Source organism: Kitasatospora sp. NPDC004240, from assembly GCF_053603215.1.
The window spans coordinates 27,802-52,379 of sequence record NZ_JBSGFD010000022.1 but is presented as its reverse complement, the minus strand read 5'-3'; the positions used below and the strand labels follow the sequence as shown (position 1 = coordinate 52,379).

Here is a 24,578-nt window from a genome sequence, read left to right as displayed (position 1 = left end):
GATCCAGATGACCGAACCGACCGAACCGACCGAACCGACCGAACCGCCCGTGCCCGCCGAACCGACCGGGCCCGCCGGCAGCGAGGTCCGCAACCCCGCCACCGGTGAGCTCCTCGCCACCGTCCCCGACACCACCCCCGACCGGGTCGACGCCGCCGCGCAGCGCGCCCTCAAGGCCCAGCAGGGCTGGGCCGCCCTGGCCCCCGGCGAGCGGGCCCGGCTGCTGCGCCGCTTCGCCGACCAGGTCGACGCGCACCGGATCGAGCTCGCCGCGCTGGAGGTCGCCGAGGCCGGCCACACCCGGGGCAACGCCCTCTGGGAGGCCGACAACGTCCGTGACCTGCTGGAGTACGCCGCCGGCGGGGTGGAGCGACTGACCGGCCGGCAGATCCCGGTGGCCGGCGGCCTGGACGTCACCTTCCACGAGCCGATCGGCGTGGTCGGGGTGATCGCCCCGTGGAACTTCCCGATGCCGATCGCCGCCTGGGGCTTCGCGCCCGCGCTCGCCGCCGGCAACGCCGTGCTGCTCAAGCCCGCCGAGGCCACCCCGCTGACCGCCCTGCGGCTGGCCGAGCTCGCGCTCGCCGCCGGTCTGCCGGAGGGGCTGTTCCAGGTGCTGCCCGGCGCGGGCCCGGTCACCGGCCGCGCCCTGGTCGACCACCCGGCCGTCCGCAAGATCGTCTTCACCGGGTCGACCGCCGTCGGCAAGGAGGTCGCCGCCCGCTGCGCGGCCCGGGCCAAGCGGGTCACCCTGGAACTCGGCGGCAAGAGCCCCAACATCGTCTTCGCCGACGCCGACCTCGCCCGCGCCGCCGACCCGATGTCCTTCCTCGACAACAGCGGCCAGGACTGCTGCGCCCGCAGCCGCATCCTGGTCCAGCGCGAGGCGTACGACGACTTCCTCGCCCTGCTGCTGCCCGCCGTCGAGGCCGTGCGCACCGGCGACCCGGCCGACTCCGACACCCAGCTCGGCCCGCTGATCTCCGCCGCCCAGGTGCGCCGGGTCGCCTCGTACGTCACCCCGGACCTGCCGGTGCTGGCCCGCGGCGAGGTGCCGGACGGGACCGGCTTCTGGTACCCGCCGACCGTCCTCGCGCCCACCGACCCCGGGGTGCCGGCGGTCACCGAGGAGATCTTCGGGCCGGTCGCGGTGGTGCTGCCCTTCGAGGACGAGGCCGACGCGCTGCGCCTCGCCAACGCCACCCGCTACGGCCTCTCCGGCTCGATCTGGACCCGCGACCTGGGCCGGGCGCTGCGGCTGGCCCGGGGGGTCGCGGCGGGCAACCTGTCGGTCAACTCGCACTCCTCGGTGCGGTACTGGACGCCCTTCGGGGGCTTCGGCGAGTCCGGCGTGGGCCGGGAGCTGGGGCCGGACGCGCTGGCGCACTTCACCGAGACCAAGAACGTCTTCATCCACAGCGAGGAGTAGGAGCCCGGCCATGACGGGGAAGACACCCAGGCCCGAGAAGTCCGGGAAGGCCGAGCGGCACGGCGGCTCCGACGAGCACGGCAGGTCCGACGGGCACGGCAAGGCGGGCCGGCACGGGAAGGCCGGCCGGGACGACGGGGCGCCGGTCTGCCGGCGGCTGGTCGGGCGGACGGCGGTGGTCACCGGCGCGGGCAGCGGCATCGGCCTGGCCGCCGCCCGGCGGCTCGCCGCCGAGGGCGCCAAGGTGGTCTGCGCCGACCTCGACGAGACCACCGGCAAGGCCGCCGCGCAGGAGGTCGGCGGGCTCTTCGTGCACACCGACGTCACCGACCCGTACATGGTCGAGGCGCTGTTCGACGAGGCGTACGAGACCTGCGGCAGCGTGGACGTGGCGTTCAACAACGCGGGCATCTCGCCGCCGGACGACGACTCGATCCTGACCACCGGGCTGGACGCCTGGCGCAGGGTGCAGGAGGTCAACCTGACCTCGGTGTACCTGTGCTGCAAGGCGGCGCTGCCGTACATGCGGCGGCACGGGCGCGGCTCGATCATCAACACCGCGAGCTTCGTGGCGCGGATGGGCGCGGCCACCTCGCAGATCTCGTACACCGCCTCCAAGGGCGGGGTGCTGGCGATGTCCCGGGAGCTGGGGGTGCAGTTCGCCCGGGAGGGCATCCGGGTCAACGCGCTCTCGCCCGGGCCGGTGGACACCCCGCTGTTGCGGGAGCTGTTCGCCGCGGACCCGGAGCGGGCGGCCCGCCGGCTGGTGCACATCCCGCTGGGGCGGTTCGCCCGGGCCGAGGAGATCGCGGCGGCGGTGGCCTTCCTCGCGAGCGACGACTCCTCGTTCATCACGGCGAGCGAGTTCCTGGTGGACGGCGGGATCTCCGGGGCCTATGTGACCCCGTTGTGACCGGGGCGGGGCGGCGCGCGCGGTTCTCACCGTAATCTCATCGAAAAGCCCGGGAATGGGCCGTCACGCTGATATCGCGTTTAACCGGGGCCGTTTAGATTCTCTGGCGTGAGCGAGCAGCAGATTCCCGCCGGGTGGTACCCGGACCCGAAGGACACCACCGGCGACCCCCGACCGCAGCGCTGGTGGGACGGCAAGGGCTGGACCGCCGACACCCGGCCCGCGCCCTCGGACGCCCCGAAGCCGGCCGCCGCGGAGCCGGCTGCCGCCGACGGGACGCCGTCGGCGGCGGGGGCGCCGACGGGCGCCTCCGCCGAGGCCCCGACGGAGGCCCCCACCGAGGCCCCGACGGAGGTCAATGGCCCCCGGGTGATCGAGGGCGAGGTGCTGGGCAGCGGCCCCACCGTGCGGTTCCCCGAGCCGCCGCCGTTCGGCACCGCGTACGGCGCGGCCGCGCCGCAGCCGCCCGAGCGCCGTCGCCGGCCGTCCAAGGTGGTCATCGCGGCCGCCGTGGCCGCGGTGCTCGGGCTCGGTGTCGGCTCCGGTGTCACCTTCCTGGTCATGGACGGCCACGACGAGTCCCGGCCCACCGCCCACCGCAACGCCCGCCAGGCGCCGCCGTGGTACGGCGAGGGCGGGCCGGGCGGCGGCCTGCCGGACACGGACGGCCCCAACCGCAAGCAGGGCGACGGCAAGAACAACGGCGACGGCAAGGGCGGCGACGGCGGCTCCGAGGACGGTACGGCCACCGGCCGCCGGACCGCCGCGGACCTGGTGAACCGGATCACCCTCCCGGTCCCCGCCGGCTGGAAGGGCGGCACCACCCAGAACGGCTTCGCGCAGCTCGCCATCGGCTCGTACACCTGCGAGGGCGGCGGCACGTGCTCGCTCGGCGGCGCCAACACCGGCCGGATAGCCGGCGCCGGCACCGATGTGCAGGCGGCGGCGAAGGCCGACATCGAGAAGGCGGCCAAGGAGGCGTACAGCGAGATCAACTCGCACGAGGAGCTGAAGTCCGAGGCGGTGAAGGTCGGCGGCCGTGACGGCTGGCTGGTCCGCTGGAAGGTCGACGCGGCCAAGGGCAACGACGGCTACGTCCAGACCGTGGTCTTCCCGTCCGCCGCGGGCGGGTCGCTGGTCTCGCTGCACCTGGGCTTCGACATCGCCGCCAAGGCGCCCGACGTGTCCGTGATGGACACCATCGTCAAGGGCGTCACCGACTACAAGGGCCGCGTCCCGGGCGTCCCCGGCGGGGGTGTCCCCGGTGGTACCGGCGGTGGTGACGGACCCGGCACGACCTGACCGGTCCGCTCACCACGGCGGCCCACCCGGAGTCCGGGTGGGCCGCCGTCACGCTGTCATCGGGTGGCACCGCTCATCGCGTGCGCCGCTCGTCGGGCGCGCCGCTCGTCGGGTGCTCCCGTTCACCGGACGCACAGCCGGGGCCGGACCGTACGGGGGTCGCTGGACGGTCCGGCTCCGGCCTCCCGGCGGTCAGGCGTCGCGTCGAACAGCCTCGATGCGACGGCGCCGGAGCACCATGGCGACCCAGCCGACGCTGATCGCGGCGGCGCCGCTCAGCAGCATCGGGCCGGTGGCCGACGTACCGACGGAGGCGGTCGCGAGCGGGGCGACCGCGCCGGCCGGGGAGTTGGGGTCGCCGCCGTGGCCGTCGTGGGAGACGGTGGACTTGGAGGCGTCCGAAGCGATCTGCGCCTCGCTCGGCGCGGCCGGGGCCGACAGGGCGGTCAGGCCGGTGACGGCCTGGGCGGTCTGGCCGAAGTCCACGTCCGAGCAGCTGTAGAACGCCTCGGGGCTGTCGGTGCGCTGCCAGATGGTGTAGAGGATGTGGCGGCCGGTGCGCTGCGGGAGCGTGCCGGTGTAGTTGTAGTAGCCCTCGGTGGCGGTGCGGGTGACCGGCACGTTGGCGACCGGGGTCGAGTCGAGGTCGGACCACTTCAGCGGCTTGGTGGGGTCGTAGCCGGCCTTGGTGATGTAGGTGACCTGGGTGCCCACGTGCGGGGCGGTGGTGCGGAACTTGAAGTTGATCGCACCCGCCTGGACCGAGGTGGCCGGCCAGTCGAGGCGCGGCAGGTCGAGCGCCTTGTACTTGTCGCGGCCGGCCGAGCAGAGCTTGCCGTCCGGGATCAGCGCCTGGTGGTTGCCGGCCGCGTTGGCGAGGTTGACCTCGTTCCAGTCGTACAGCGGCTGGGTGCCGCTCATCGCGACGAGGTCCTTGCAGACCTGGGACTTGGGGTTCTCGGGGCCCTCGGCGTAGCAGGCCGCGACGCGGCTGACCGGGCCGGTCATGGTGCCGTGGGCGGCCGCGGTGCCGGCGGTGGAGGCGGCGACGGCGAGAAAGGCCGCACCGATGACGCCCGCGGATACTGCGCTGCGCTTGATGGACATGAGGTGGGACTCCTTGAATCCGGGCCGCTGGTGTGGGGGAGGGGGACACGCCTGTCCCCGGGAGGCCCGCCGACCCGGCACGCGGTCCCCCTGGCTGGAGCGTATGATTGGACTAGACCAACTGGCAATAGCCCCGTGTCACACGTTTTCTGACGGACCGTATCCGGCAGAACAGCACAAAAGCCCGACGGGAAGCCTGGTTTGAGCTTCCCATCGGGCCCTCTTAAGGCGGGGCTAAGCAGCGCCCCCCGGACCGGCCGTTCTCAGAGGAACGCGCGGCCCTCCCCCCGGTAGGTCGGTACGCTGCGCACCACCGAGTCGCCCTGGACCAGGTGGAGTTCGGCGAAGCGCTCGCACAGTTCGCCCGCCTTGGCGTGACGGAACCACACCCGGTCGCCGATCAGCAGGTCGTCCGCGGCGGAGCCGAGCAGCGGGGTCTGCACCTCGCCGGCGCCCTCCGCGGGGTCGTAGCGCAGGCCGGCCGGCAGGTGCGGCACCGGCGAGCGGTCGGGCCCGGCCGCGCCGGAGGCGGGGTAGCCGCCGCCCAGCACCGTCACCACCCCGACGCCGGGCCGGCGCACCACCGGCTGGCCGAACAGCGCGGCCGGACGGCCCCGGAACGCGCGGTAGTTGTCGAACAGCCGCGGCTGGTACAGCCCCGAGCCGGCCGCCACCTCGGTCACCGCCGCCTCGGCGACGGTCGACTCCACGCTGCCCGTCCCACCGCCGTTGACGAACTCCAGGTCCGCCACCCGCCGCAGCCGTCGCACCGCGTCCGCCCGGCGCTCGGCCAGCTCGGCCCGGGCCCGCGCCTGCATCGCCCGGATCAGCGCCGAGCGCACCGGCCGTCCCGGCACCCGGTCGCCGACGCCGGCGACGTGCCCCTCGTACGCCATCAGCCCGACCACCCGGAAACCCCGCCGGTGCTGGACCAGTTCGGCGAAGGCGGCCAGGGCCTCGGGGTGGTGCAGCGGCGAGCGCCGGGCGCCGACCCGGATCCGCCCGCCCAGCAGGTGCAGCGCGGTGTCCAGCTCCAGGCAGACCCGCACCTCGGCGCTGCCGGCGCGGGCGGCGTCGATCAGGTCGAGCTGCGCCGGGTCGTCCAGGACGACGGTCACGGCGGCGGCCAGCGCCGGGTCGGCGGTCAGCTCGGCGTAGCCCGCGCGGTCGGTGGAGGGGTAGGCCAGCAGGACGTCCTCGACGCCGTGGCGGGCCAGCCAGAGCGATTCGTCCAGGGTGAAGCCCATCACCCCGCGGAAGCCGTCGGTCGCCAGCGCCCGCTCGATCAGGGCCCGGCAGCGCAGCGACTTGCTGGCCACCCGGACCGGCTTCCCGCCCGCCCGGCGGACCAGGTCGGCGGCGTTGGCGTCGAACGCGTCCAGGTCGACGATCGCCACCGGCCCGTCCAGATGGGCGGTGGCCCGGTCGTACCGTGCCCGGTCGGCGCGGGGGGAGGCGGCGGGCTGCTGCGCGGCGAGTACGGGGGTGGCCATGGCCGCACCCTGCCACACCGGCACTACCGGTGGGTAGAGGTGTGTGGGTGGAGACCCCGGCCGGGCGGTGACGGTCGACGGCGAAGGCGGGGGCGCGTGCGGGCGCGGCCACGGGTCGGCGCCGGTGTGAGGTGGCATAGGGTCGGCCGGGTGGAGCGTAAGAACATCCCCGACCCAGGATTCGCCGGTGACGACGGCGCCGCCGACCCCGCGCTGGCCGAGGCGCTGGCCCGCTGGTCGCAGGACCGCACGGCCGAGCCCGACGTCCTGGCGGCGCTGACCCCGTCCCGGCTGATGGTGCCGATCGTCGCCGTCCTCGGCGAGGTGGAGACCGACGAGAACGGGCTGCGGCACGAGAAGACCAGCGACATGGCGGTGCCGGTGATCGAGGCGGCCGACGGCCGTCGCGCACTGCCCGCCTTCACCTCGCTGGAGACCCTGGCCCGCTGGCGGGCCGACGCCCGCCCGGCGCCGGTCGCCGCGCCGCAGGCCGCCATGGTCGCCGTCTCCGAGCGCGCGGACACCCTGCTCGTCGACCCGGCGGGTCCGGTCGCCTTCCAGCTGAGCGGCGCCCGGCTGCGGGCCCTCGCCGAGAACCGGCCCTACCTGGCGCCGGCGGCCGACCCGCAGGTCCGGGAGGCGGTGCGGGGGCTGCTGGCCGGCGAGCCGAAGGTGGTCGCCGGGCTGCTAGCGCCGTACGAGGACGCCGACGGGCTGCTCGCGGTGGTGCTGGAGCCGGGCCTGAGCCAGGAGGACGTCCAGGAGGCGGTGCGGCGGATCGGGCAGGCCCTGGTGGCCGATCCGGTGCTGCGGGTGCGCCTGGACCGGGGGCTGAACCTGGCGGTGCTGCCGCCGGACGCCCGGCTGCCCGGCGAGCCCCTGTACACCCGCTGATCCGTACGTGCGCTGATCCCTGTACCCGCTGACGTCGCGCGCCCGACGCCCGACATGACGGTGCCCTCCCCGGCCGGACCGGGGAGGGCACCGTCATGTCCGCGACTCCGAGCGGCTCAGGATCCGAGCGGCTCAGGAGTAGACCGGCCCGGTGAACTTCTCGCCGGGACCGGCGCCCGGGGTGTCCGGCACCAGGGAGGCCTCGCGGAAGGCCAGCTGCAGCGAGCGCAGGCCGTCGCGCAGCGGGGCGGCGTGGAAGTTGCTGATCTCCGGCGCGCCGGCGGTGACCAGCCCGGCCAGCGCGGTGATCAGCTTGCGGGCCTCGTCGAGGTCCTTGTCGGCCTCGCCGCCCTCGGCGAGGCCGCACTTGACGGCGGCGGCGCTCATCAGGTGCACCGCGACGGTGGTGATCACCTCGACGGCCGGGACCTCGGCGATGTCGCGGGTGAGGTCGTCGAACCCGATCGCCTCCTCGCCCTCGGCGGCCGGGGTGGTGGCGGGGTTCTCGGTGGGCTCGCTGCTCAAGGGGGACTCACTCCGTCGTGCCGGTGTACGTACACAAGGGAGCGTACAAGGGTGCCGGGGGCGCGCGGCGGGAGGCGGAATACCACCGGGGGGCGAAACGCTGTATGCTTCGAGACTGACCGGCCAGGAACCCGAGAGGGTGCCCGGCCAGCAAGTGGAGGCTCCACCCAGGAGGCCCGAGAGGGCAACCGCGAAAGTCTCCCACCTGATCGGCCTCGCGGTCGACGGGTCCGGTCCGCGACGGACGCCGAAGGGCGTCGGATCGCCGCAGCGCCCCTCACCGGGCGCCGCCCCCGGTTGTGTGGAGCCCCGCTTGTACCGAGCGGGGCTTTTTTCGTGTCGCGGTGCGTGCAGTGCGGACCAGCGAGTCAGGCAGCGCAGCACGAATGAAGCCCCGCCCAGTGGTCGAGTCCACTACGTGCGACCGCCGTCCGACGGCCGCATCGCAGAAGGTGCAACCGAGGAGGCCCCATCAGCACCGAGCCCCGCATCAACGACCGGATTCGCGTCCCCGAGGTGCGACTCGTCGGTCCCAGCGGCGAGCAGGTCGGCATCGTGCCGCTTGCCAAGGCGCTGGAGCTCGCGCAGGAGTACGACCTCGACCTGGTCGAGGTCGCGGCGACCGCCCGGCCGCCGGTGTGCAAGCTCATGGACTACGGCAAGTTCAAGTACGAGTCGGCCATGAAGGCCCGTGAGGCGCGCAAGAACCAGGCGCACACGGTCATCAAGGAGATGAAGCTCCGGCCGAAGATCGACCCGCACGACTATGACACCAAGAAGGGTCACGTCGTCCGGTTCCTCAAGCAGGGCGACAAGGTCAAGATCACGATCATGTTCCGCGGTCGTGAGCAGTCCCGCCCCGAGCTGGGCTTCCGACTGCTCCAGCGGCTCGCCAACGACGTCCAGGACCTGGGCTTCGTCGAGTCCTCGGCCAAGCAGGACGGCCGGAACATGATCATGGTTCTGGGCCCGCACAAGAAGAAGACCGAGGCGATGGCCGAGGCCCGCGCCCTTGCGGACGCCCGCAAGGCCGAGCGTCAGGGCCGCACCCCCGGCACCGACGCCGCCGCGGACGAGGCCGACGAGGTCGACGTGATCGACGAGGCCCCCGAGGTCGACGAGGCCCCCGAGGTCGACGAGGCCACCGAGGCCGAGGAGACTCCCGCCGAGGTCGAGCAGCCGGCCGAGGCCTCCCAGGACGCCTGAGCCCCCGAGGCCCAGGAGCTCCGGGAGACCGGCCACCAGAGGTGACGGGGCGCCCCGCCCGGCCACCGCAGATCCATCCAGTGCACGCCCGCGCGGCGCAGGCCGCGCGGGCGTGCACGGACCGACGAGGAGATACGGCGAAATGCCGAAGCAGAAGACGCACAGTGGCGCCAGCAAGCGCTTCAAGATCAGTGGCTCTGGCAAGGTGCTGCGCGAGCGCGCCGGCCGTCGCCACCTCCTGGAGCACAAGCCCTCGACGCTGACCCGCAAGCTGGCCGGCACCATCGAGATGGCCCCCGCCGACGCCAAGAAGATCAAGAAGCTTCTCGGCAAGTGATCGCCCTCCCGTCGGCACCGTCCGGCGGGCCAGCTGATCCTTCCCGACCCATTCGAATGACGGACCACGTGAAGTAGTCCGTGGTCCAACCCAAGGAGTAATCAAGTGGCACGCGTCAAGCGGGCAGTCAACGCCCACAAGAAGCGCCGGGTCATCCTGGAGCGCGCCAGCGGCTACCGCGGCCAGCGCTCGCGCCTGTACCGCAAGGCCAAGGAGCAGGTCACCCACTCGCTGGTCTACAACTTCAACGACCGCAAGAAGCGCAAGGGCGACTTCCGTCAGCTGTGGATCCAGCGCATCAACGCTGCGGCCCGTGCCAACGGCATCACCTACAACCGCTTCGTGCAGGGCCTGAAGGCCGCCAGCGTCGAGATCGACCGCAAGATGCTGGCCGACCTCGCGGTCAACGACCCGGGCGCGTTCGCCTCGCTCGTCGAGGTCGCCCGGAAGGCGCTGCCGACCGACGTCAACGCCCCGAAGGCCGCCGACGCCGCCTGATCCACTCCCAGGATCGGCTGAGCTGACCGGACCCGCAGGCTCCCCGCCTGCGGGTCCGCGTGCTTCCCCGCCCCGTACGCCGGGTGCCCGCGCCGGCACCCACCGGTACCGCCGGCCGCCGGCACACCGCCCGGCGGCCCGGCCGCGGGCACCCCACCCCGGCTGCCGGTACCCCCTGTACGGCAGCCCGGAAGCCCGGCAGTTCGGCGCACCCGGCCACCGGCCCCGCCCGTCCGCACCACCGGCCACCGCGCCACGGCGCCCCCGCCCCAGAGACGAGACCATGCAGAGCACCGACACCCCCCTGCTCACCTCCCTGCGCTCGCCCCGCGTCGTCGCCGCCCGCCGGCTGGCCAAGCGCAACCAGCGGACCAAGGAGCGACGCTTCCTCGCCGAGGGCCCCCAGGCCGTCCGGGAGGCCGTGGCGTTCGGCACGCTGCCGGGGTCGGGCGAGCACGCGGTGGTCGAGGTGTACGTCACCCCGGAGGCCGCCGAGCGGCACGCCGACATCGTGGCCGCCGCCCGCGCCGAGCGGCTGCCGGTGGTCACCGCCACCGACGAGGTGATCGCCGGGATCTGCGACACGGTGACCCCGCAGGGCATCGTGGCGCTCTGCCGCTTCATCGACACCCCCTTCGCCGAGGTGCTGAAGGCCCGCCCCAAGCTGGTCGCCGTGCTCGCCCACGTCCGCGACCCCGGGAACGCCGGCACCGTGCTGCGCACCGCCGACGCGGCCGGCGCGGACGCCGTGGTGCTCACCGACGCCTCGGTGGACCTCTACAACCCGAAGGCCGTCCGGGCCTCCGTCGGCAGCCTGTTCCACCTCCCGGTGGCGGTCGGCGTGCCGGTCGAGGAGGCGGTGGCCGGGCTGCGCGGGGCCGGGGTGCGGGTGCTGGCCGCGGACGGTGCGGGGGAGCGGGACCTGGACCGCGAGCTGGACGAGGGCACCCTGGGCGCGCCGGGCGCGTGGGTGTTCGGCAACGAGGCCTGGGGGCTCCCGGAGGCGACCCGCGCACTCGCCGACGAGGTCGTGCGCGTGCCGATCCACGGACACGCCGAGAGCCTCAACCTGGCCACGGCCGCCGCCGTCTGCCTCTATGCCTCGGCCCGCGCGCAGCGCTCGCCCGGAGGCTGTCGCGCACAGGCCCCCAAGCGCTAGGGTCTGCGTCGGGGACGACAGACACGGTGGGTAATCGGGGAGGACACCCATGGTCGGCAGCGGGGCAGAAATCGACCCGGACGACCTGCCGGACGGCCTGGTGGTCGCCGACGCCCGGCGCCTGGTGGTCCGCTTCAATCGGGCCGCGGCCGAGCTGACCGGGGTCCGCCCCGAGGACGCGCTCGGCGGTCCGCTGGAGGAGGTGCTCCCCCTGGAGGACCTCGACGGCCGCCGCTGGTGGCAGCTGACCGACCCGTACGGCGGGCTGGCGACCCGCAGTCGGCAGCCCGAGCGCAACCTGCTGCTGCCCGGCGGCCGGGAGGTGCTGGTCTCCGCGCGCTACGTGCGCGCGCGCCCGTGCGGGCCGCTGGAGCGGCTGGTGATCGCGCTGCGCGGCACCGAGGCGCGCCGCCGCACCGAGCGCAGCCACGCCGAGCTGATCGCCACCGTGGCGCACGAGCTGCGTTCGCCGCTCACCAGCGTCAAGGGCTTCACCGCGACCCTGCTCGCCAAGTGGGAGCGGTTCACCGACGGGCAGAAGCGGCTGATGCTGGAGACCGTCGACGCGGACGCCGACCGGGTCACCCGGCTGATCGCCGAGCTGCTGGACATCTCCCGGATCGACGCGGGCCGGCTGGAGGTGCGCAAGCAGGTGGTCGACCTGGCGGCCGCGGTGCGCCGGCACGTGGACGGCAAGGTCGCGGCGGGCACCCCCGAGGACCGCTTCGACATCCGGGTCCGGGAGCCGCTCACCCAGCTGTGGGCCGATCCGGACAAGATCGACCAGGTGCTCGGCAACCTGCTGGAAAATGCCGTGCGCCACGGCGAGGGAACTGTCACGATCGAGGTGGCACCGGCCAAGGAGATCGTCGAGGCACCCGTCTGGGAGCGCCCCGGCACCCCGCCCCGCGTACTGGAAGGCACAGCGGTCACCGTGAGCGACGAAGGCAGTGGCATCCCCGAGGAGTCGATGCCGCGCGTCTTCACCCGCTTCTGGCGCGGCTCCAAGCGCGGCGGGACGGGCCTCGGCCTCTACATCGTGAAGGGCATCGTGGAGGCCCACGGCGGCTCGATCCGCGTCGACCGCGCGCCCGGCGGCGGCGCCCGGTTCCGATTTATCCTGCCCGCCGGCGTGCCCGACTTCATGCTCTGAAGCGGCCCCCGGACGGGCACCGCGGCAGCCGCGCTACGCGCTGCGACTACACTCGACCTTTGGCGTTGTGGGACGCCCTGTGCGGCCGTGCCGCGGACACCCCTCTCCCGTACGGGACCGGCTGCCCGTGCCCCGGCCACGCCGGGCGTGGCGCAGAGGCGAGCCACCCTTACCTGAGCACGGACGAGCAGGAGCACGGGAAAGATAGAGATGTCGGCACCCAACAAGTCGTACGACCCGGTCGAGGTCGAGGCCCTCAAGCCCGAGGTGGTGGAGGCGGCCCGCGACGAGGCCGTCGCGGCCTTCGCCGCCGCCACCAGCCTGGACGAGCTGAAGCAGGCCAAGGTCGCCCACACCGGCGACCGCTCCGCCCTCTCCCTCGCCAACCGCGAGATCGGCGCCCTGCCCCCGCACGCCAAGGCCGCGGCCGGCAAGCTGATCGGCCAGGCCCGGGGCGCCGTCAACCAGGCGCTCGCCCGGCGGCAGGCCGAGCTGGAGGCCGAGCGGGACGCCCGCGTGCTGGTCGAGGAGGCGGTGGACGTCACCCTTCCGTACGGCCGCGCCCCGCGCGGCGCGCGCCACCCGCTGACCACCCTGGCCGAGCGCATCGAGGACACCTTCGTGGCGATGGGCTACCAGGTGGCCGAGGGCCCCGAGGTCGAGGCGGAGTGGCTGAACTTCGACGCGCTCAACCTGGGCCCGGACCACCCGGCGCGCTCGATGCAGGACACCTTCTTCGTGCAGGCCCCGGACGGCTCGGCCGACTCCGGCGTGGTCCTGCGCACCCAGACCTCCCCGGTCCAGGCCCGCACCCTGCTCGACCGCGAGCCCCCGGTCTACGTGGTCTGCCCGGGCCGGGTCTACCGGACCGACGAGCTGGACGCCACCCACACCCCGGTCTTCCGCCAGGTCGAGGGTCTGGCGGTGGACGAGGGCATCACCTTCGCCGACCTCAAGGGCACCATCGAGCTGCTGGTGTCCAAGCTGATCGGCGACGGCCTGGAGCTGCGCTGGCGCCCCTCGTACTTCCCGTTCACCGAGCCGAGCGCCGAGATCGACCTGCAGTGCTTCGTCTGCCGCGGCGAGTCGGTGGGCAACCCGGACAAGCCCTGCCGGACCTGCTCCTCGGAGGGCTGGATCGAGCTCGGCGGCTGCGGCGTCGTCAACCCGCGGGTGCTCGTCGCCTGCGGCGTCGACCCGGACCGCTACAGCGGGTTCGCCTTCGGCCTGGGCCTGGAGCGGATCCTGATGAACCGTCACAACGTCGCCGACATGCGCGACATGGTCGAGGGTGACGTCCGCTTCACCCTCCCGTTCGGGATGGAGATCTGATGCGCGTCCCGCTTTCCTGGCTGCGCGAGTACGTCGACCTGCCGGCCGGCGTGACCGGCCGTGAGGTGGCGGAGCGCCTGGTCCGCGCCGGCCTCGAGGTCGAGACCGTCGAGCAGATCGGCGCCGACCTCAAGGGCCCGCTGGCGGTCGGCGAGGTGCTCTCCATCGAGGAGCTGACCGGCTTCAAGAAGCCGATCCGGCACTGCTTCGTCAACGTCGGCGACGCCAACGGCACCGGCGAGCCGCAGGAGATCGTCTGCGGCGCGACCAACTTCGCGGTCGGCGACAAGGTCGTCGTGGTCCTCCCGGGCGCCGTGCTGCCCGGCCCGTTCCCGATCGCCGCGCGGCAGACCTACGGCCACACCTCGGCCGGCATGATCTGCTCCGCCCGCGAGCTCGGCATGGGCGACGACCACGCCGGCATCATCGTGCTGGAGCCGCACCACGAGCCCGGCACCGACGCGATCGAGCTGCTCCAGCTGGTCGACGAGGTCCTCGACATCGCCGTCACCCCGGACCGCGGCTACTGCCTGTCCATGCGCGGCGTGGCCCGTGAGGCCGCCGCCGCGTTCGGGCTGCCGCTGGCCGACCCGGCGCTGCTGGACGTCCCCCCGGCCAACTCCTTCGGCCACCCGGTCAAGGTCGCCGACCCGGCCGGCTGCGACCGCTTCGTGGCCCGGACCGTCGTCGGCCTGAACCCCGAGGCCAGGTCGCCGATCTGGCTGCAGCGCCGCCTGCAGAAGTCCGGCATCCGCCCGATCTCGCTGGCCGTCGACATCACCAACTACGTGATGCTGGAGGTCGGCCAGCCGCTGCACGCCTACGACAGGCAGCGCGTGGCCGGCCCGATCGCGGTCCGCCGGGCGGTGGAGGGCGAGACCCTCACCACGCTGGACGGCGTGCAGCGCAAGCTGTCCCCCGAGGACCTGCTGATCTGCGACGACTCCGGCCCGATCGGCCTGGCCGGCGTCATGGGCGGCGCCTCCACCGAGATCCTCGACCCGGCCGCCGGCCCGGGCACCACCGAGGTGATCATCGAGGCGGCGCACTTCGACCCGGTCGCCATCGCCCGCGGCGCCAAGCGGCACAAGCTGCCCTCCGAGGCGTCCAAGCGCTTCGAGCGCGGCGTCGACCCGGAGGCCGCCCGCGCCGCCGCGCAGCGCGCCGTCGACCTGCTGGTCCTGATCGCCGGCGGCACCGCCGAGGCCGGGGTCACCGACATCGCGGCCCCGCACCCGCTGCGCACCATCACCATCGCCGCCGACCTGCCCGACCGGGTCGCCGGCACCGCGTACGGCCGCGAGACCGTCACCCGGCGCCTGCAGGAGATCGGCTGCTCGGTCGCGGGCGCCGACGTCCTGGAGGTCACCCCGCCGACCTGGCGGCCCGACCTCACCGACCCGTACGACCTCGCGGAGGAGGTCATCCGCCTGGAGGGCTACGACAACGTGCCCGCCCGGATGCCCACCGTGCCGCCGGGCACGGGGCTGACCGAGTCCCAGCGGGTGCACCGCCGGGTCGGCGTGGCGCTGGCCGCCGCGGGCTACGTCGAGGTCAACAACTACCCGTTCGTCGGCGAGGCCGCCTTCGACGCGCTCGGCCTGGAGAAGGACGACCGGCGCCGCCGCACGGTGAAGCTGGTCAACCCGCTCAACGACGAGGAGCCGGCGCTGCGCACCACGCTGCTGCCGGGCCTGCTCGGGGCGCTGCGCCGCAACATCGGCCGCGGCAACACCGATCTGGCGGTCTTCGAGACGGGCACCGTCTTCCTGCCGAAGGACGAGCTGTCGGTCGCCCCGCGCCCGTCCGTCGAGCGCCGCCCGAGCGACGAGGAGCTGGCCGCGCTGGACGCCGCGCTGCCGCACCAGCCGCGCCGGGTCGCGGTCGCGCTGGCCGGCGAGCGGCTGCCGTCCGGCTGGTGGGGCAAGGGCTCCCAGGCGAGCTGGGCCGACGCGATCGAGGCCGGCCGTACGGTGGCCCGCGCCGCCGGTGTCGAGGTGACCGTGCGCCAGGGCCAGCTGATGCCGTGGCACCCGGGCCGCTGCGCCGAGTTCGTGGTGTCCGGCACCGACCGCGTGGTCGGCCACGCCGGTGAGCTGCACCCGCGCGTCGTCAAGGCGATGGGCCTGCCGGAGCGCACCAGCGCGATGCAGATCGACCTGGACCTGCTGACCGAGGACGGCGCCGAGCGGGTCTCCGGCCCGGCCGTGTCCGCGTTCCCGGTGGCCACCCAGGACGTCGCGCTGATCGTCGACTCGGCCGTGCCGGCCGCCGACGTGGAGGCCGCGCTGCGCGCCGGCGCCGGCGAACTGCTGGAGGCCATCCGGCTGTTCGACGTCTTCACCGGCGAGCAGGTGGGCGAGGGCAGGAAGTCGCTGGCGTACGCGCTGCGCTTCCGCGCCGCCGACCGCACGCTGACCGCCGACGAGGCCACCGCGGCCCGTGAGGCGGCGGTCGCCGAGGCCGTGGCGCGCACCGGAGCGGTGCTGCGCGGGGCCTGACGGTCCGTCGTCGCGCACGCAGGCCCCGGCCGGGTTCGCCCGGCCGGGGCCTGCGGCGTACCGGCGGAGCGTGTGGTGTCGGGTGGGTGCGGCGCGGGGTGGGTCCGGGGGAGGTTCGGTGAGTGATGGGGCGGAACCCTTGCGGCGGAGTGGGCGTGAACGCTTCAATCAAGTTAGGAAACTTTCCTAACTCCTCATGGAGCGCGGGCACCGCCATGCCCGCGCCAGGGAAACGGAGCGCCAGATGCACCTCAAGCACCGCACCGTACGGATAGCCCTCGCCGCCGTGTTGGTCGCCGCCCCCGTCACGGTGGCCGTGGCCGGAGCCGGTCACGCCGCCGAGACCCGGGTCCAGGCCGTCGGCCTGGACGACCCGCGCAAGAAGGACATCGCCATGCAGCTGGTGTCCAGCGCGGAGAACTCCTCACTGGACTGGAAGGCCCAGTACAAGTACATCGAGGACATCAAGGACGGCCGCGGCTACACCGCCGGCATCATCGGCTTCTGTTCCGGCACCGGCGACATGCTCGACCTGGTCGAGCACTACACCGCGCTCAAGCCCGGCAACGTCCTCGCCAAGTACCTGCCCGCGCTGCGCAAGGTCAACGGCACCGACTCGCACGCCGGACTCGGCAGCGCCTTCGAGCGCGACTGGGCCACCGCCGCCAAGGACACCGTCTTCCAGCAGGCCCAGAACGACGAGCGCGACCGGGTCTACTTCAACCCGGCCGTCAAGCAGGCCAAGGCCGACGGGCTGCGCGCGCTGGGCCAGTTCGCCTACTACGACGCCATCGTCATGCACGGCGACGGCGGCGACGCGGCCAGCTTCTCCAGCATCCGCCGCAACGCCCTCAAGAAGGCCAAGCCGCCGTCCCAGGGCGGCGACGAGGCCACCTACCTCAACGCCTTCCTGGACGCCCGCAAGGTCGCCATGAAGAGCGAGGAGGCGCACTCCGACACCAGCCGCGTGGACACCGCCCAGCGGGTGTTCGTCAAGGAGCGCAACTTCGACCTCAACCCGCCGCTGCGGTGGAAGGTCTACGGCGACTCCTACGTCATCAACGGCTGATCCGGGCCCGGGCGGTTTCGCGGGGGCCGGAACGCTCCGGCCCCCGCGCGTTTAATGGTGTGACACCTCGTCGGAATCGCTGGTACGTTCGCCGACGTGGCAAAGCTGAACCAGATCATCGCCGTCGAAAAGGGCGTCAAGTCGAAGTCCTTCCAGGAGCTCACGCAGTCCCACCAGGACCTGCAGAAGCCCGCGCTGCTGGCCGGCATCTCCCGGACGTACCAGCCCAAGGACGAGGAGGGCGAGCAGCTGCCCCCGGAGTCCACCCGGGTGCAGGTGAAGACCGAGGACGTGCTGCGGGCCACCGCGGCCACGCTGACCCGGCTGTTCGACGTCACCGCGACCAAGGACTGGGCCAACACCGAGGCCCGGGCCGACGTGGTGGTCGACGGGCGGACGCTGGTGGCCGACGCCCCGGTGACCTACCTGCTCTTCCTGGAGAAGCAGCTCACCGACCTGCGGACCTTCGTGCGCAAGCTCCCGGTGCTGGACGCCGCCGAGTCGTGGAACCACGACCCGTCCACCGACGCCTGGAAGACCGACGCGGTGCGCACCATCCGTACCAAGAAGGTGCCGCGCAACCACGTCAAGGCCGAGGCGACCGAGAAGCACCCGGCCCAGGTCGAGGTCTACTACGAGGACGTCGCCATCGGGTACTGGACCACGGTCAAGTTCTCCGGCGCCCTCCCGGCCCGCCGGGTGAACGAGCTGCTGGAGCGGGTGGAGAAGCTCCAGCAGGCCGTGCAGTTCGCCCGCGAGGAGGCCAACTCCGCCGAGGTCACCGACCACAGGGTCGGCGACGCGGTGTTCGGCTACCTGTTCGGGTAGCCCCATGATCGCCCCCGGGTGAGACCGGGGGTGGCGCGAAGAGCGCAAGCTGATACTGAGGTTGAAGCTGATTCAGGGGAAGGGTGGAGGTTCGAGTCCTCCCCCCGGCACTCGTGCCGGGGTGGCCCAACACGGCAGAGGCATCCCCTGTGAGACTCAGACTCTCGCTCAAGTCTCAGCATTCGCCGCCGAGCGCCGGATCGACCGGGTGTGCGCTACAACGTGGGTTGCGGGTTCGAATCCCGTCTGCGCCTCTTCACGGCGCGGTAGCTTCAACGGCAGAGCAACGTTGTGAATCTGACCCGCACCCTTAAACGTGCCGGTGCGCAGCAATTGGGTGGCACAGCAGGGGCCCGGAAGCTGGATACCGCTTCCGGGCCCCGTCACCGTTCCCGGCCGCCGGATCAGGCGGTGGCGGTGTAGTCGTAGAAGCCGCGGCCGGACTTGCGGCCCAGCAGGCCGGCGTCGACCATCCGGGAGAGCAGCGGGGGAGCGGCGTACAGCGGCTCCTTGTACTCCTCGTACATCGACTCGGCGATCGAGACGATGGTGTCCAGGCCGATCAGGTCGCACAGGCGCAGCGGGCCCATCGGGTGGGCGCAGCCGGCCTCCATGCCCTTGTCGATGTCGGCGGCGGTGGCCACGCCCGACTCGAACATCCGGACCGCGGAGAGCAGGTACGGCACCAGCAGGGCGTTCACCACGAAGCCGGCCCGGTCGCGGGCGCGGATCGGCTCCTTGGCGAGCACCTGGGTGGCGAAGGCCTCGACCCGCTCGGTGGTGGTGGCGGAGGTGGTGAGCGTCGGGATGACCTCGACCAGCTTCTGCACCGGCGCCGGGTTGAAGAAGTGCAGGCCGATGACCTGCTCCGGGCGGGAGGTGGCGGCGGCCAGCTTCACGATCGGGATGGAGGAGGTGTTGGAGGCCAGGATGGCGTCCCGGCGCTCGACCACCTGGTCGAGGGTCTGGAAGATCTGGACCTTGATGTCCTCGCGCTCGGCGACCGCCTCGACCACCAGGTCGCGGTCGGCGAAGTCGGCCAGGTCGACGGTGAAGGACAGCCGGGACATCGCCCCGTCACGGTCCTCGGGGCTCAGCTTGCCGCGCTTGACCGCGGTGTCCAGGGAGTTGGTCAGCCGGGCACGGCCGAACTCCAGCGCCTCGGCGGTGGCCTCCGACACCAGGACGTCCAGCCCGGCGCGGGCGAAGACCTCCGCGATGCCCGACCCCATCAGGCCGCAGCCGATCACTCCGACGCGCGCGATGTCACTCACTCAGTTGCCCTTCCTTGGTGCTGGGGATCGCCCGGCACAGGTGGTCCCAGCAAACCGCTGTTGAGAGGGGGTGCACCGGATTTCGTGATCCCGTGTACCGCCACGACGACGTTACTACTCCGTACCGGCCGGTAGGTCATCCCCTCCCCGACCTCGGGTTTCTCCGGGGCGCTGCTCCGGACGGGTGGGCCCGGGGCCGGCGCGCGTGTGCCCGTCGGCCCGCCCGCCCGTCGGCGGACAGAATGCGGGGCACCGCGCAGGGGAAGGGAGCAGGGCATGCCGACGGGTTCGCTGGAAGGGCAGGTCGCGCTGATCACCGGGGCCGGCCGGGGAATCGGCCGGGAGATCGCCATCGGCCTCGCCGCCGAGGGCATGGCGGTCGGGCTGATCGGCCGCACCCACGAGGCGCTCACCGACACCCTCCGGGAGTGCGCGCGGCACGGCTCCCGGGGCGTGGCGGTCTCCGCCGACGTGACCCGGCCCGACGCGGTGCGCGAGGCCGTCCGGCTGGTCGAGCGCGACCTCGGCCCGGTCGACCTGCTGGTCAACAACGCGGGCCAGATCGACCGCGCCGAGGTGCCGCTGTGGGAGACCGACCCCGGCCAGTGGTGGCAGGTGGTGGAGACCAACCTGCGCGGCCCGTACAACCTGCTGCGCTGCGTGCTGCCCGGCATGGTCGAGCGCCGGCGCGGCCGGGTGGTCAACCTCAACTCCGGATTCGCGCTGCGCCCGGACGGCCACTACACCGCGTACGCGACCTCCAAGGGCGCGCTGCTGCAGCTCTCCGACAACATGGCCGACTCGCTCGCCGAGCACCATGTGGTGGTCCTGGACATCAGTCCCGGCGCGGTCGCCACCGACATGACCGCCGGGATGCCGATGTTCCGGGACATGAAGGCCTGGGGCTCCATCCCGTACATGGTGGCGGTCACCGTGGACGCGGCGCGCGGGCGCTTCGACGCGCTGCACGGGCGCTTCGTCCACGCCGGGCGGGACAACCTGGAGGAGCTGGTCCGCCGGGCCGAGGAGATCCGCGAGGCGGACGCCCGGACGCTGCGGCTGCGCCCGTACGGGCCGGACGACCCGATGGGGTGACGTCCGGCCCCTCCCCGGGGCGGGGCTCAGGTGAACAGCCGGCTCGCGGTGACCGCGCGCAGCCCGGCCCGGTCGAGGCCGTCCAGGATGCCCGGGAGCGCGTCCACGGTGCAGCGGTGGCCCAGGTGCAGGGCGACCACCGAGCCGCCGCGCACCGATCCGAGCACCCGGCGCCGGAGCTCGGCGGCGCTGGGGTCGCCGTAGTCGCGCGGGTCGACGTCGAAGGACAGCACGTACGGGTAGCCGACCGCGCGGGCCTGCTCGCGGACCACCGGCGTGGCGTACTGGGCGGCGGAGGGGCGGAACCAGCGGCCGATCGAGCCGGTGAGGCGCTGGAGGCGTTCGGCGCACTGGGCGATCTCGGCGCGGACCTGCTCGGGTGTCAGTGCGCCGAGGTCGCGGTGGTTCTGGGTGTGGTTGCCGAGCTCGTGGCCGCCGTCCAGGATCCGGCGGGCCATCTGCGGCTGCTGGTCGAGCCAGCTGCCGACGGCCAGCACGGTGAGCCCGGCGCCGCGCTGTTCGGCGGTCCGCAGGACGGCGGTGGCGAGTTCGGGGTCCCCGGCGCCGTGGAAGGTGAGGGCCACGGCCTTGGCGGCGCGCGGCCCGTTGACCACCTCGGCGGGGACGCCGGGCGGCAGCGGCGGCAGCACGGGCGGGCTCGGGGGTGTGGAGGGGGCCGGCGGGCCCGAGGGCGATTCGCCGGCGGTGCCCCCGGCCGGGGTGGCGGGTGCCGGGGAGGCCGGGCCCTCGTGGCCGGGCCAGGCCGGCTCCCCGCCGCCCGGGCCGCCGTCCCGGACGGAGAGGTCCGGGTCGTCGGCCCGGCGGTTGCCGGAGTCGCCGCAGGCGGCGAGCAGTCCTCCGGTGACGGTCAGGGCGGCCAGCTTGGCGGTGGTGCGCAGCAGGGTGCGCCGGTCGGCAGTCATCGGCAGCCAGCATAGGGAGCCCGGCGGCACTGGTCCGCACCAATGGAGACCGGTGGCGGGCGGTCCGGACATGCTTTGACGTGCACACATCTAGTTCGGTCAAGGAGCGTCGAATTCCGACGGCCCTGTCTACGCGCGCCACGCGTTCGGTACGATCGCGACGTGTGACGCGGATGTCGCGCGACGGCGGGTCAAGTCAGGCCCGATCCGCGGCATTTGAGACCGAATGGGGGATGGCGGGATGACCGAGGAAACGGCCGTGGCCACGGGGGACGGCACCGACTGGCAATGGGCGAGGGCGGAGGACTGGCAGCCGCCGCGCGAACTGGACACCGGCATCCCGCACACCGCCCGGATGTACGACTACTACCTCGGCGGCAAGGACAACTTCGAGGCCGACCGCAAGGCCGCCGAGGCCGCCATCGCCGCCTACCCGGCCCTGCCGCTGCTGGCCCGCACCAACCGGGACTTCCTCGGCCGGGCGGTCGCCTACGCCGCCTCCCGCGGCCTGCGCCAGTTCCTGGACATCGGCACCGGCATCCCGGCCGGCGGCTCCACCAACGAGATCGCCCAGCGGGTCGCCCCCGACGCCCGGGTGGTGTACGTCGACAACGACCCGATCGTGGCCACCCACGCCCGCGCCCTGCTCGCCAGCCACCCGGTCGGGCACACCTCCGTCGTCGAGGCCGACCTGCGCGACCCGGCGAGCATCCTGGAGCACCCGGGCCTGCGCGCGGCCATCGACCTGGAGCAGCCGGTCGCCCTGATGCTGGTCGCCGTGCTGCACTTCATCCGGGACGAGGACGGCGCCGAGGAGATCGTCCGCACCCTGCGCGACGCCCTCGCGCCCGGCAGCGCGCTGATCCTCTCCCACGGCAGCCCCGACTTCGCCTCCCGGGAGAGCGCCAGCGAGGGCGCCCGCATCTACCGCAACGCCAGCGCCCCGCTGGTGCTGCGCCCGCGCGCCGCCGTCGAGCCGTTCTTCGGCGACTTCGAGTTCGCCGGGCCCGGCCTGGTGCAGCTGCCGCTCTGGCGGTCCGAGCCGGGGCACGTCCCGACCGAGGAACTGCCCGAGGGCTGGGCCGACGTCTCCGCGTACGCGGGCATCGCCTTCAAGCGCTGAGGCGCGAGTGCCTCACGGGCCTCCCCCGGCCGCCGGGGGAGGCCGCCGCGGCCCGCCGCATGTCCCGCCGCGGCCCCGCTCAGGCCTCCGAGCCCACCGGCTGGGCCGCCCGCCAGGCCAGGTGCGAGCGCCGCACCCGCTCCCACAACGCCTCCCGGTCGGCCGCCGGCACCTCGGCGAGGGTCAGCCCGAACACCCCGCCCAGCACCCCGAACCACTCCTCGGCGGTGGTCAGCTCCACCTCCTTGACCGGCCCGGCGCCCTCCACCCGGGAGAGCACCGCGCCGCGCAGCACGTCCGCGCCCCGCGCGTCCCGGCGCTGCGCCGTGAGGATCCGCACGAACGGAGACTCCGGCGAGGTCGACAGGAAGTGGTGCTTGGCCGCGAAGTCCGCCGGGCCGGCCGGCGCCGTCGAGAAGTCCATCCCGCTGAACGACCCGTGCTCGTCGTGGTCCAGGCGCCAGCCGCCCGGCACCACCTCGGACGGGCGCAGCCGCAGCGTGAACGGCCCCTGCCGGTAGCCGCCCGCGCGCAGCGGCAGCGGCTCGTGCAGCGCGTCCCCGAGGCCCACGTCCACCAGCCAGTGCCCGCCCTCGCACTCCACCGTCAGCGTCAGGTGGTTGGCGTCCGCCCCCGGCGCGGGCTGCGAGGGGTCGGCGTGCACCCCGCCCACGTGCCAGGTCACCCGGTACCCCAGCGAGGCCAGCAGGGTCGCGAAGGCGCCGTTGAGGTGGAAGCAGTACCCGCCGCGCCCGAGCAGCACCCGGGCCACCGACTCGTACGGGTCGACCGTGGTCGGCCGCCCCAGGTGGATCTCCAGTGCCTCGTACGGGACCCGCTCGACGTGCGCCGCGGTCAGCGCGCGCAGCGCCGCCACCGTCGGCGGGCCGGGGTGCGCGAGCCCCAGCCGGGCGAGGTACCTGTTCACATCGGCAGCGTTCAGCATGTCCGGACGATACCCCGGGCCACTGACGGTGCGTCACCCCCGATCCGGCCCGGCCGGCGCACACCGGGCCGGCGCATACCGGGGGAAATTGCCGCGACGCGGACGCCGGGCCGGTGCTAGCTTCCGTCGTATGCGACCCCTGACCGAGAACGAGATCCGCGGCTCCTTCGTCAACTGCTCCAAGGGCGAGGCCCGCAGGCTCCACCTGCCCCGGAGCCTGGCCGAACTCCCCTGGGAGAGCCTGGACTTCCTCGGCTGGCGGGACCAGGGCGCCCCCGACCGCAGCTATCTGGTGGCGGAGCGCGACGGCGGCCTCATCGGCGTCACCCTGCGGGTGCCCTCGGTGCGCCGCAGCCTCACCCGGACCAACGTCTGCTCGCTCTGCATCAGCGCGCACGCCGGCTCGGGGGTCGCGCTGCTCACCGCCCGCCGGGCCGGGGCCGCCGGGCGGGAGGGGAACTCGGTCGGCACCTACATGTGCGCCGACCTCGCCTGCTCGCTCTACCTGCGCGGGATCAAGAGGTCCCCGCTGGTCAGCCGGCCCGACGAGTCGCTGACCGTGGAGGAACAGATCGCCCGCACCCGGACGAACCTGGACGCCTTCCTCGCCCAGGTCCTCGACGAGAGCCTGCCGGTCCGGGCCGCGGGCTAGCCTCGCGGCCGGCCGTCAGCGTCCGCGCAGCTGGTCCAGGTCGCGCCGCTCGCGCTTGGTGGGCCGGCCCGCGCCGCGGTCGCGGACGGCGGCCAGCGCCACCGTCTCCCGCGGCGGCCGCGGCGGGCTGTTGTCCACCAGGCACTCGACCGCGACGCCCGCGCCGACCCGCTTGCGGATCAGCTTGCGGACCACCACGACCCGCTCGTAGCCCTCCTGGCGCACCCGGACCTCGTCGCCGACCTTCACCGCCTGCGCCGGCTTGGCGCTCGTCCCGTTCAGCTTCACGTGCCCGGCCCGGCACGCGGCAGCCGCCGCCGACCGGGTCTTGGCGAGCCGCACCGACCAGATCCAGCTGTCCAGCCGGACGGATCCCTCGTCTTCCACCATGCCCCGACCCTAACGCCCCGGCCGGTCAACGCTGCGGGGATTCCTGGATGGCCCAGCCGTTGCCCTCCGGGTCGTTGAAGAAGACGAACGAGTTCCAGGCACCGCCGTGCCCGTCCACCCGGACGCCGTCCTCGAAGTGCTGCACCGGGCTGACCTCCACCCCGCGGGCGACCAGCTGGGCATGGGCCCGCTCGATGTCGTCCACCACCAGCTGCAGGCCCTTCATCGAACCGGCCGGCGCCTCGGTGACCCCGGTGCCGATCACGATCGAGCAGCCCGAGCCGGGCGGCGTCAGCTGGACCACCCGGACGTCGTCGCCGAGCCGGGTGTCATGGTCGACCCTGAAGCCGGCCTGCTCGTTGTAGAAGCGCTTCGCCCGGTCCACGTCCTTGACCGGGACGACCACGACCTCGAGCTTCCAGTCCATCG

At 73.7% G+C, this 24,578-nt stretch carries 24 protein-coding genes; 16 read left to right on the top strand and 8 right to left on the bottom strand.

Annotated features, from left to right (window positions below):
- Nucleotides 1–7: 7 nt before the first annotated feature.
- From ACWEQL_RS09060 to ACWEQL_RS09050, 3 genes are all read left to right on the top strand, one after another.
- Nucleotides 8–1,429 (top strand): aldehyde dehydrogenase family protein, encoded by a 1,422-nt coding sequence (locus ACWEQL_RS09060; protein ID WP_452149533.1) that lies wholly within the window; start codon nucleotides 8–10, stop codon nucleotides 1,427–1,429.
- 10 nt (nucleotides 1,430–1,439) lie between these two features.
- The gene (locus ACWEQL_RS09055) at nucleotides 1,440–2,342 is read left to right on the top strand and encodes a 3-oxoacyl-ACP reductase (RefSeq protein ID WP_452149532.1); all 903 of its coding nucleotides are present in this window, start codon (nucleotides 1,440–1,442) and stop codon (nucleotides 2,340–2,342) included.
- Nucleotides 2,343–2,450: 108 nt separating this feature from the next.
- Entirely contained in the window at nucleotides 2,451–3,644 is a 1,194-nt protein-coding gene (locus ACWEQL_RS09050) for a DUF2510 domain-containing protein (RefSeq protein ID WP_452149531.1), read from the top strand.
- A gap of 192 nt (nucleotides 3,645–3,836) precedes the next feature.
- Here the strand turns inward: ACWEQL_RS09050 and ACWEQL_RS09045 are convergent, their stop codons facing one another.
- Both ACWEQL_RS09045 and ACWEQL_RS09040 read right to left on the bottom strand, forming a co-directional pair.
- On the bottom strand, nucleotides 3,837–4,751 hold the full coding sequence (locus ACWEQL_RS09045) for a lytic polysaccharide monooxygenase auxiliary activity family 9 protein (protein ID WP_452149530.1): 915 nt from the start codon (nucleotides 4,749–4,751) through the stop codon (nucleotides 3,837–3,839).
- Nucleotides 4,752–5,014: 263 nt separating this feature from the next.
- Complete coding sequence (locus ACWEQL_RS09040; RefSeq protein WP_452149529.1) at nucleotides 5,015–6,244, bottom strand: alanine racemase; 1,230 nt, start codon at nucleotides 6,242–6,244, stop codon at nucleotides 5,015–5,017.
- A 150-nt stretch (nucleotides 6,245–6,394) separates the two neighbouring features.
- Here ACWEQL_RS09040 and ACWEQL_RS09035 point away from each other — a divergent pair, with 150 nt between their 5' ends.
- Nucleotides 6,395–7,138, top strand: coding sequence for an SseB family protein (locus ACWEQL_RS09035; protein ID WP_452149528.1), 744 nt, complete (start codon nucleotides 6,395–6,397; stop codon nucleotides 7,136–7,138).
- A gap of 132 nt (nucleotides 7,139–7,270) precedes the next feature.
- Here ACWEQL_RS09035 and ACWEQL_RS09030 read toward each other — a convergent pair whose 3' ends face one another.
- On the bottom strand, nucleotides 7,271–7,603 hold the full coding sequence (locus ACWEQL_RS09030; RefSeq protein ID WP_452149546.1) for a DUF1844 domain-containing protein: 333 nt from the start codon (nucleotides 7,601–7,603) through the stop codon (nucleotides 7,271–7,273).
- 531 nt (nucleotides 7,604–8,134) lie between these two features.
- Here ACWEQL_RS09030 and infC point away from each other — a divergent pair.
- From infC to ACWEQL_RS08985, 9 genes are all read left to right on the top strand, one after another.
- Nucleotides 8,135–8,869, top strand: a complete 735-nt coding sequence (infC, locus tag ACWEQL_RS09025) for a translation initiation factor IF-3 (RefSeq protein ID WP_452149545.1) — start codon at nucleotides 8,135–8,137, stop codon at nucleotides 8,867–8,869.
- Between the two features lie 142 nt (nucleotides 8,870–9,011).
- Nucleotides 9,012–9,206, top strand: coding sequence for a 50S ribosomal protein L35 (gene rpmI, locus ACWEQL_RS09020; RefSeq protein WP_153460093.1), 195 nt, complete (start codon nucleotides 9,012–9,014; stop codon nucleotides 9,204–9,206).
- A gap of 105 nt (nucleotides 9,207–9,311) precedes the next feature.
- Entirely contained in the window at nucleotides 9,312–9,704 is a 393-nt protein-coding gene (rplT, locus tag ACWEQL_RS09015; RefSeq protein ID WP_452149527.1) for a 50S ribosomal protein L20, read from the top strand.
- Nucleotides 9,705–9,987: 283 nt separating this feature from the next.
- Nucleotides 9,988–10,863 (top strand): TrmH family RNA methyltransferase, encoded by an 876-nt coding sequence (locus ACWEQL_RS09010; RefSeq protein ID WP_452149526.1) that lies wholly within the window; start codon nucleotides 9,988–9,990, stop codon nucleotides 10,861–10,863.
- 49 nt (nucleotides 10,864–10,912) lie between these two features.
- A complete protein-coding gene (locus tag ACWEQL_RS09005; RefSeq protein WP_452149525.1) occupies nucleotides 10,913–12,016 on the top strand; it encodes an ATP-binding protein in 1,104 nt (367 codons plus the stop codon).
- A 210-nt stretch (nucleotides 12,017–12,226) separates the two neighbouring features.
- Nucleotides 12,227–13,348: a phenylalanine--tRNA ligase subunit alpha gene (pheS, locus tag ACWEQL_RS09000; RefSeq protein WP_452149524.1), complete on the top strand. Its 1,122-nt coding sequence runs from the start codon at nucleotides 12,227–12,229 to the stop codon at nucleotides 13,346–13,348.
- Nucleotides 13,348–15,849, top strand: coding sequence for a phenylalanine--tRNA ligase subunit beta (pheT, locus tag ACWEQL_RS08995; RefSeq protein ID WP_452149523.1), 2,502 nt, complete (start codon nucleotides 13,348–13,350; stop codon nucleotides 15,847–15,849). The genes pheS and pheT overlap by 1 nt, the downstream gene beginning before the upstream one ends.
- Before the next feature lie 244 nt (nucleotides 15,850–16,093).
- On the top strand, nucleotides 16,094–16,918 hold the full coding sequence (locus tag ACWEQL_RS08990) for a chitosanase (protein ID WP_452149522.1): 825 nt from the start codon (nucleotides 16,094–16,096) through the stop codon (nucleotides 16,916–16,918).
- 96 nt (nucleotides 16,919–17,014) lie between these two features.
- Nucleotides 17,015–17,746, top strand: coding sequence for a DUF7873 family protein (locus ACWEQL_RS08985; RefSeq protein WP_452149521.1), 732 nt, complete (start codon nucleotides 17,015–17,017; stop codon nucleotides 17,744–17,746).
- Between the two features lie 404 nt (nucleotides 17,747–18,150).
- Here the strand turns inward: ACWEQL_RS08985 and ACWEQL_RS08980 are convergent, their stop codons facing one another.
- The gene (locus ACWEQL_RS08980) at nucleotides 18,151–19,020 is read right to left on the bottom strand and encodes a 3-hydroxybutyryl-CoA dehydrogenase (protein WP_452149520.1); all 870 of its coding nucleotides are present in this window, start codon (nucleotides 19,018–19,020) and stop codon (nucleotides 18,151–18,153) included.
- Between the two features lie 276 nt (nucleotides 19,021–19,296).
- Between ACWEQL_RS08980 and ACWEQL_RS08975 the strand changes: the two genes are divergently transcribed.
- Nucleotides 19,297–20,115 carry an SDR family NAD(P)-dependent oxidoreductase gene (locus ACWEQL_RS08975; protein ID WP_452149519.1) on the top strand — a complete coding sequence of 273 codons (819 nt, stop codon included), beginning with the start codon at nucleotides 19,297–19,299 and terminating at the stop codon, nucleotides 20,113–20,115.
- 26 nt (nucleotides 20,116–20,141) lie between these two features.
- Here ACWEQL_RS08975 and ACWEQL_RS08970 read toward each other — a convergent pair whose 3' ends face one another.
- Entirely contained in the window at nucleotides 20,142–21,038 is an 897-nt protein-coding gene (locus ACWEQL_RS08970; RefSeq protein ID WP_452149518.1) for a polysaccharide deacetylase family protein, read from the bottom strand.
- A 241-nt stretch (nucleotides 21,039–21,279) separates the two neighbouring features.
- Between ACWEQL_RS08970 and ACWEQL_RS08965 the strand changes: the two genes are divergently transcribed.
- Complete coding sequence (locus tag ACWEQL_RS08965; RefSeq protein ID WP_452149517.1) at nucleotides 21,280–22,161, top strand: SAM-dependent methyltransferase; 882 nt, start codon at nucleotides 21,280–21,282, stop codon at nucleotides 22,159–22,161.
- A 79-nt stretch (nucleotides 22,162–22,240) separates the two neighbouring features.
- Here the strand turns inward: ACWEQL_RS08965 and ACWEQL_RS08960 are convergent, their stop codons facing one another.
- A complete protein-coding gene (locus ACWEQL_RS08960) occupies nucleotides 22,241–23,107 on the bottom strand; it encodes an arylamine N-acetyltransferase family protein (RefSeq protein WP_452149516.1) in 867 nt (288 codons plus the stop codon).
- 130 nt (nucleotides 23,108–23,237) lie between these two features.
- On the opposite strand from ACWEQL_RS08960, the gene ACWEQL_RS08955 reads away from it, so the two are divergent.
- The gene (locus ACWEQL_RS08955) at nucleotides 23,238–23,759 is read left to right on the top strand and encodes an FBP domain-containing protein (RefSeq protein WP_452149515.1); all 522 of its coding nucleotides are present in this window, start codon (nucleotides 23,238–23,240) and stop codon (nucleotides 23,757–23,759) included.
- Nucleotides 23,760–23,774: 15 nt separating this feature from the next.
- On the opposite strand, the gene ACWEQL_RS08950 is transcribed toward ACWEQL_RS08955, so the two are convergent.
- Nucleotides 23,775–24,149: an RNA-binding S4 domain-containing protein gene (locus ACWEQL_RS08950; RefSeq protein WP_452149514.1), complete on the bottom strand. Its 375-nt coding sequence runs from the start codon at nucleotides 24,147–24,149 to the stop codon at nucleotides 23,775–23,777.
- Nucleotides 24,150–24,174: 25 nt separating this feature from the next.
- Complete coding sequence (locus ACWEQL_RS08945; protein WP_452149513.1) at nucleotides 24,175–24,576, bottom strand: VOC family protein; 402 nt, start codon at nucleotides 24,574–24,576, stop codon at nucleotides 24,175–24,177.
- Between the last annotated feature and the right edge of the window lie 2 nt (nucleotides 24,577–24,578).

What these genes read in the sequence shown, in the direction of transcription:
- ACWEQL_RS08950 (WP_452149514.1), bottom strand. Translation starts at nt 24,149, where the DNA reads ATGGTGGAAGACGAGGGATCCGTCCGGCTGGACAGCTGGATCTGGTCG.
- ACWEQL_RS08955 (WP_452149515.1), top strand. Translation starts at nt 23,238, where the DNA reads ATGCGACCCCTGACCGAGAACGAGATCCGCGGCTCCTTCGTCAACTGC.
- ACWEQL_RS08965 (WP_452149517.1), top strand. Translation starts at nt 21,280, where the DNA reads ATGACCGAGGAAACGGCCGTGGCCACGGGGGACGGCACCGACTGGCAA.
- ACWEQL_RS08975 (WP_452149519.1), top strand. Translation starts at nt 19,297, where the DNA reads ATGCCGACGGGTTCGCTGGAAGGGCAGGTCGCGCTGATCACCGGGGCC.
- ACWEQL_RS08960 (WP_452149516.1), bottom strand. Translation starts at nt 23,107, where the DNA reads ATGCTGAACGCTGCCGATGTGAACAGGTACCTCGCCCGGCTGGGGCTC.
- ACWEQL_RS09060 (WP_452149533.1), top strand. Translation starts at nt 8, where the DNA reads ATGACCGAACCGACCGAACCGACCGAACCGACCGAACCGCCCGTGCCC.
- ACWEQL_RS09010 (WP_452149526.1), top strand. Translation starts at nt 9,988, where the DNA reads ATGCAGAGCACCGACACCCCCCTGCTCACCTCCCTGCGCTCGCCCCGC.
- pheS (WP_452149524.1), top strand. Translation starts at nt 12,227, where the DNA reads ATGTCGGCACCCAACAAGTCGTACGACCCGGTCGAGGTCGAGGCCCTC.
- ACWEQL_RS08945 (WP_452149513.1), bottom strand. Translation starts at nt 24,576, where the DNA reads ATGGACTGGAAGCTCGAGGTCGTGGTCGTCCCGGTCAAGGACGTGGAC.
- ACWEQL_RS09055 (WP_452149532.1), top strand. Translation starts at nt 1,440, where the DNA reads ATGACGGGGAAGACACCCAGGCCCGAGAAGTCCGGGAAGGCCGAGCGG.
- ACWEQL_RS09005 (WP_452149525.1), top strand. Translation starts at nt 10,913, where the DNA reads ATGGTCGGCAGCGGGGCAGAAATCGACCCGGACGACCTGCCGGACGGC.
- rpmI (WP_153460093.1), top strand. Translation starts at nt 9,012, where the DNA reads ATGCCGAAGCAGAAGACGCACAGTGGCGCCAGCAAGCGCTTCAAGATC.
- ACWEQL_RS08990 (WP_452149522.1), top strand. Translation starts at nt 16,094, where the DNA reads ATGCACCTCAAGCACCGCACCGTACGGATAGCCCTCGCCGCCGTGTTG.
- ACWEQL_RS08970 (WP_452149518.1), bottom strand. Translation starts at nt 21,038, where the DNA reads ATGACTGCCGACCGGCGCACCCTGCTGCGCACCACCGCCAAGCTGGCC.
- pheT (WP_452149523.1), top strand. Translation starts at nt 13,348, where the DNA reads ATGCGCGTCCCGCTTTCCTGGCTGCGCGAGTACGTCGACCTGCCGGCC.
- ACWEQL_RS09045 (WP_452149530.1), bottom strand. Translation starts at nt 4,751, where the DNA reads ATGTCCATCAAGCGCAGCGCAGTATCCGCGGGCGTCATCGGTGCGGCC.
- ACWEQL_RS09040 (WP_452149529.1), bottom strand. Translation starts at nt 6,244, where the DNA reads ATGGCCACCCCCGTACTCGCCGCGCAGCAGCCCGCCGCCTCCCCCCGC.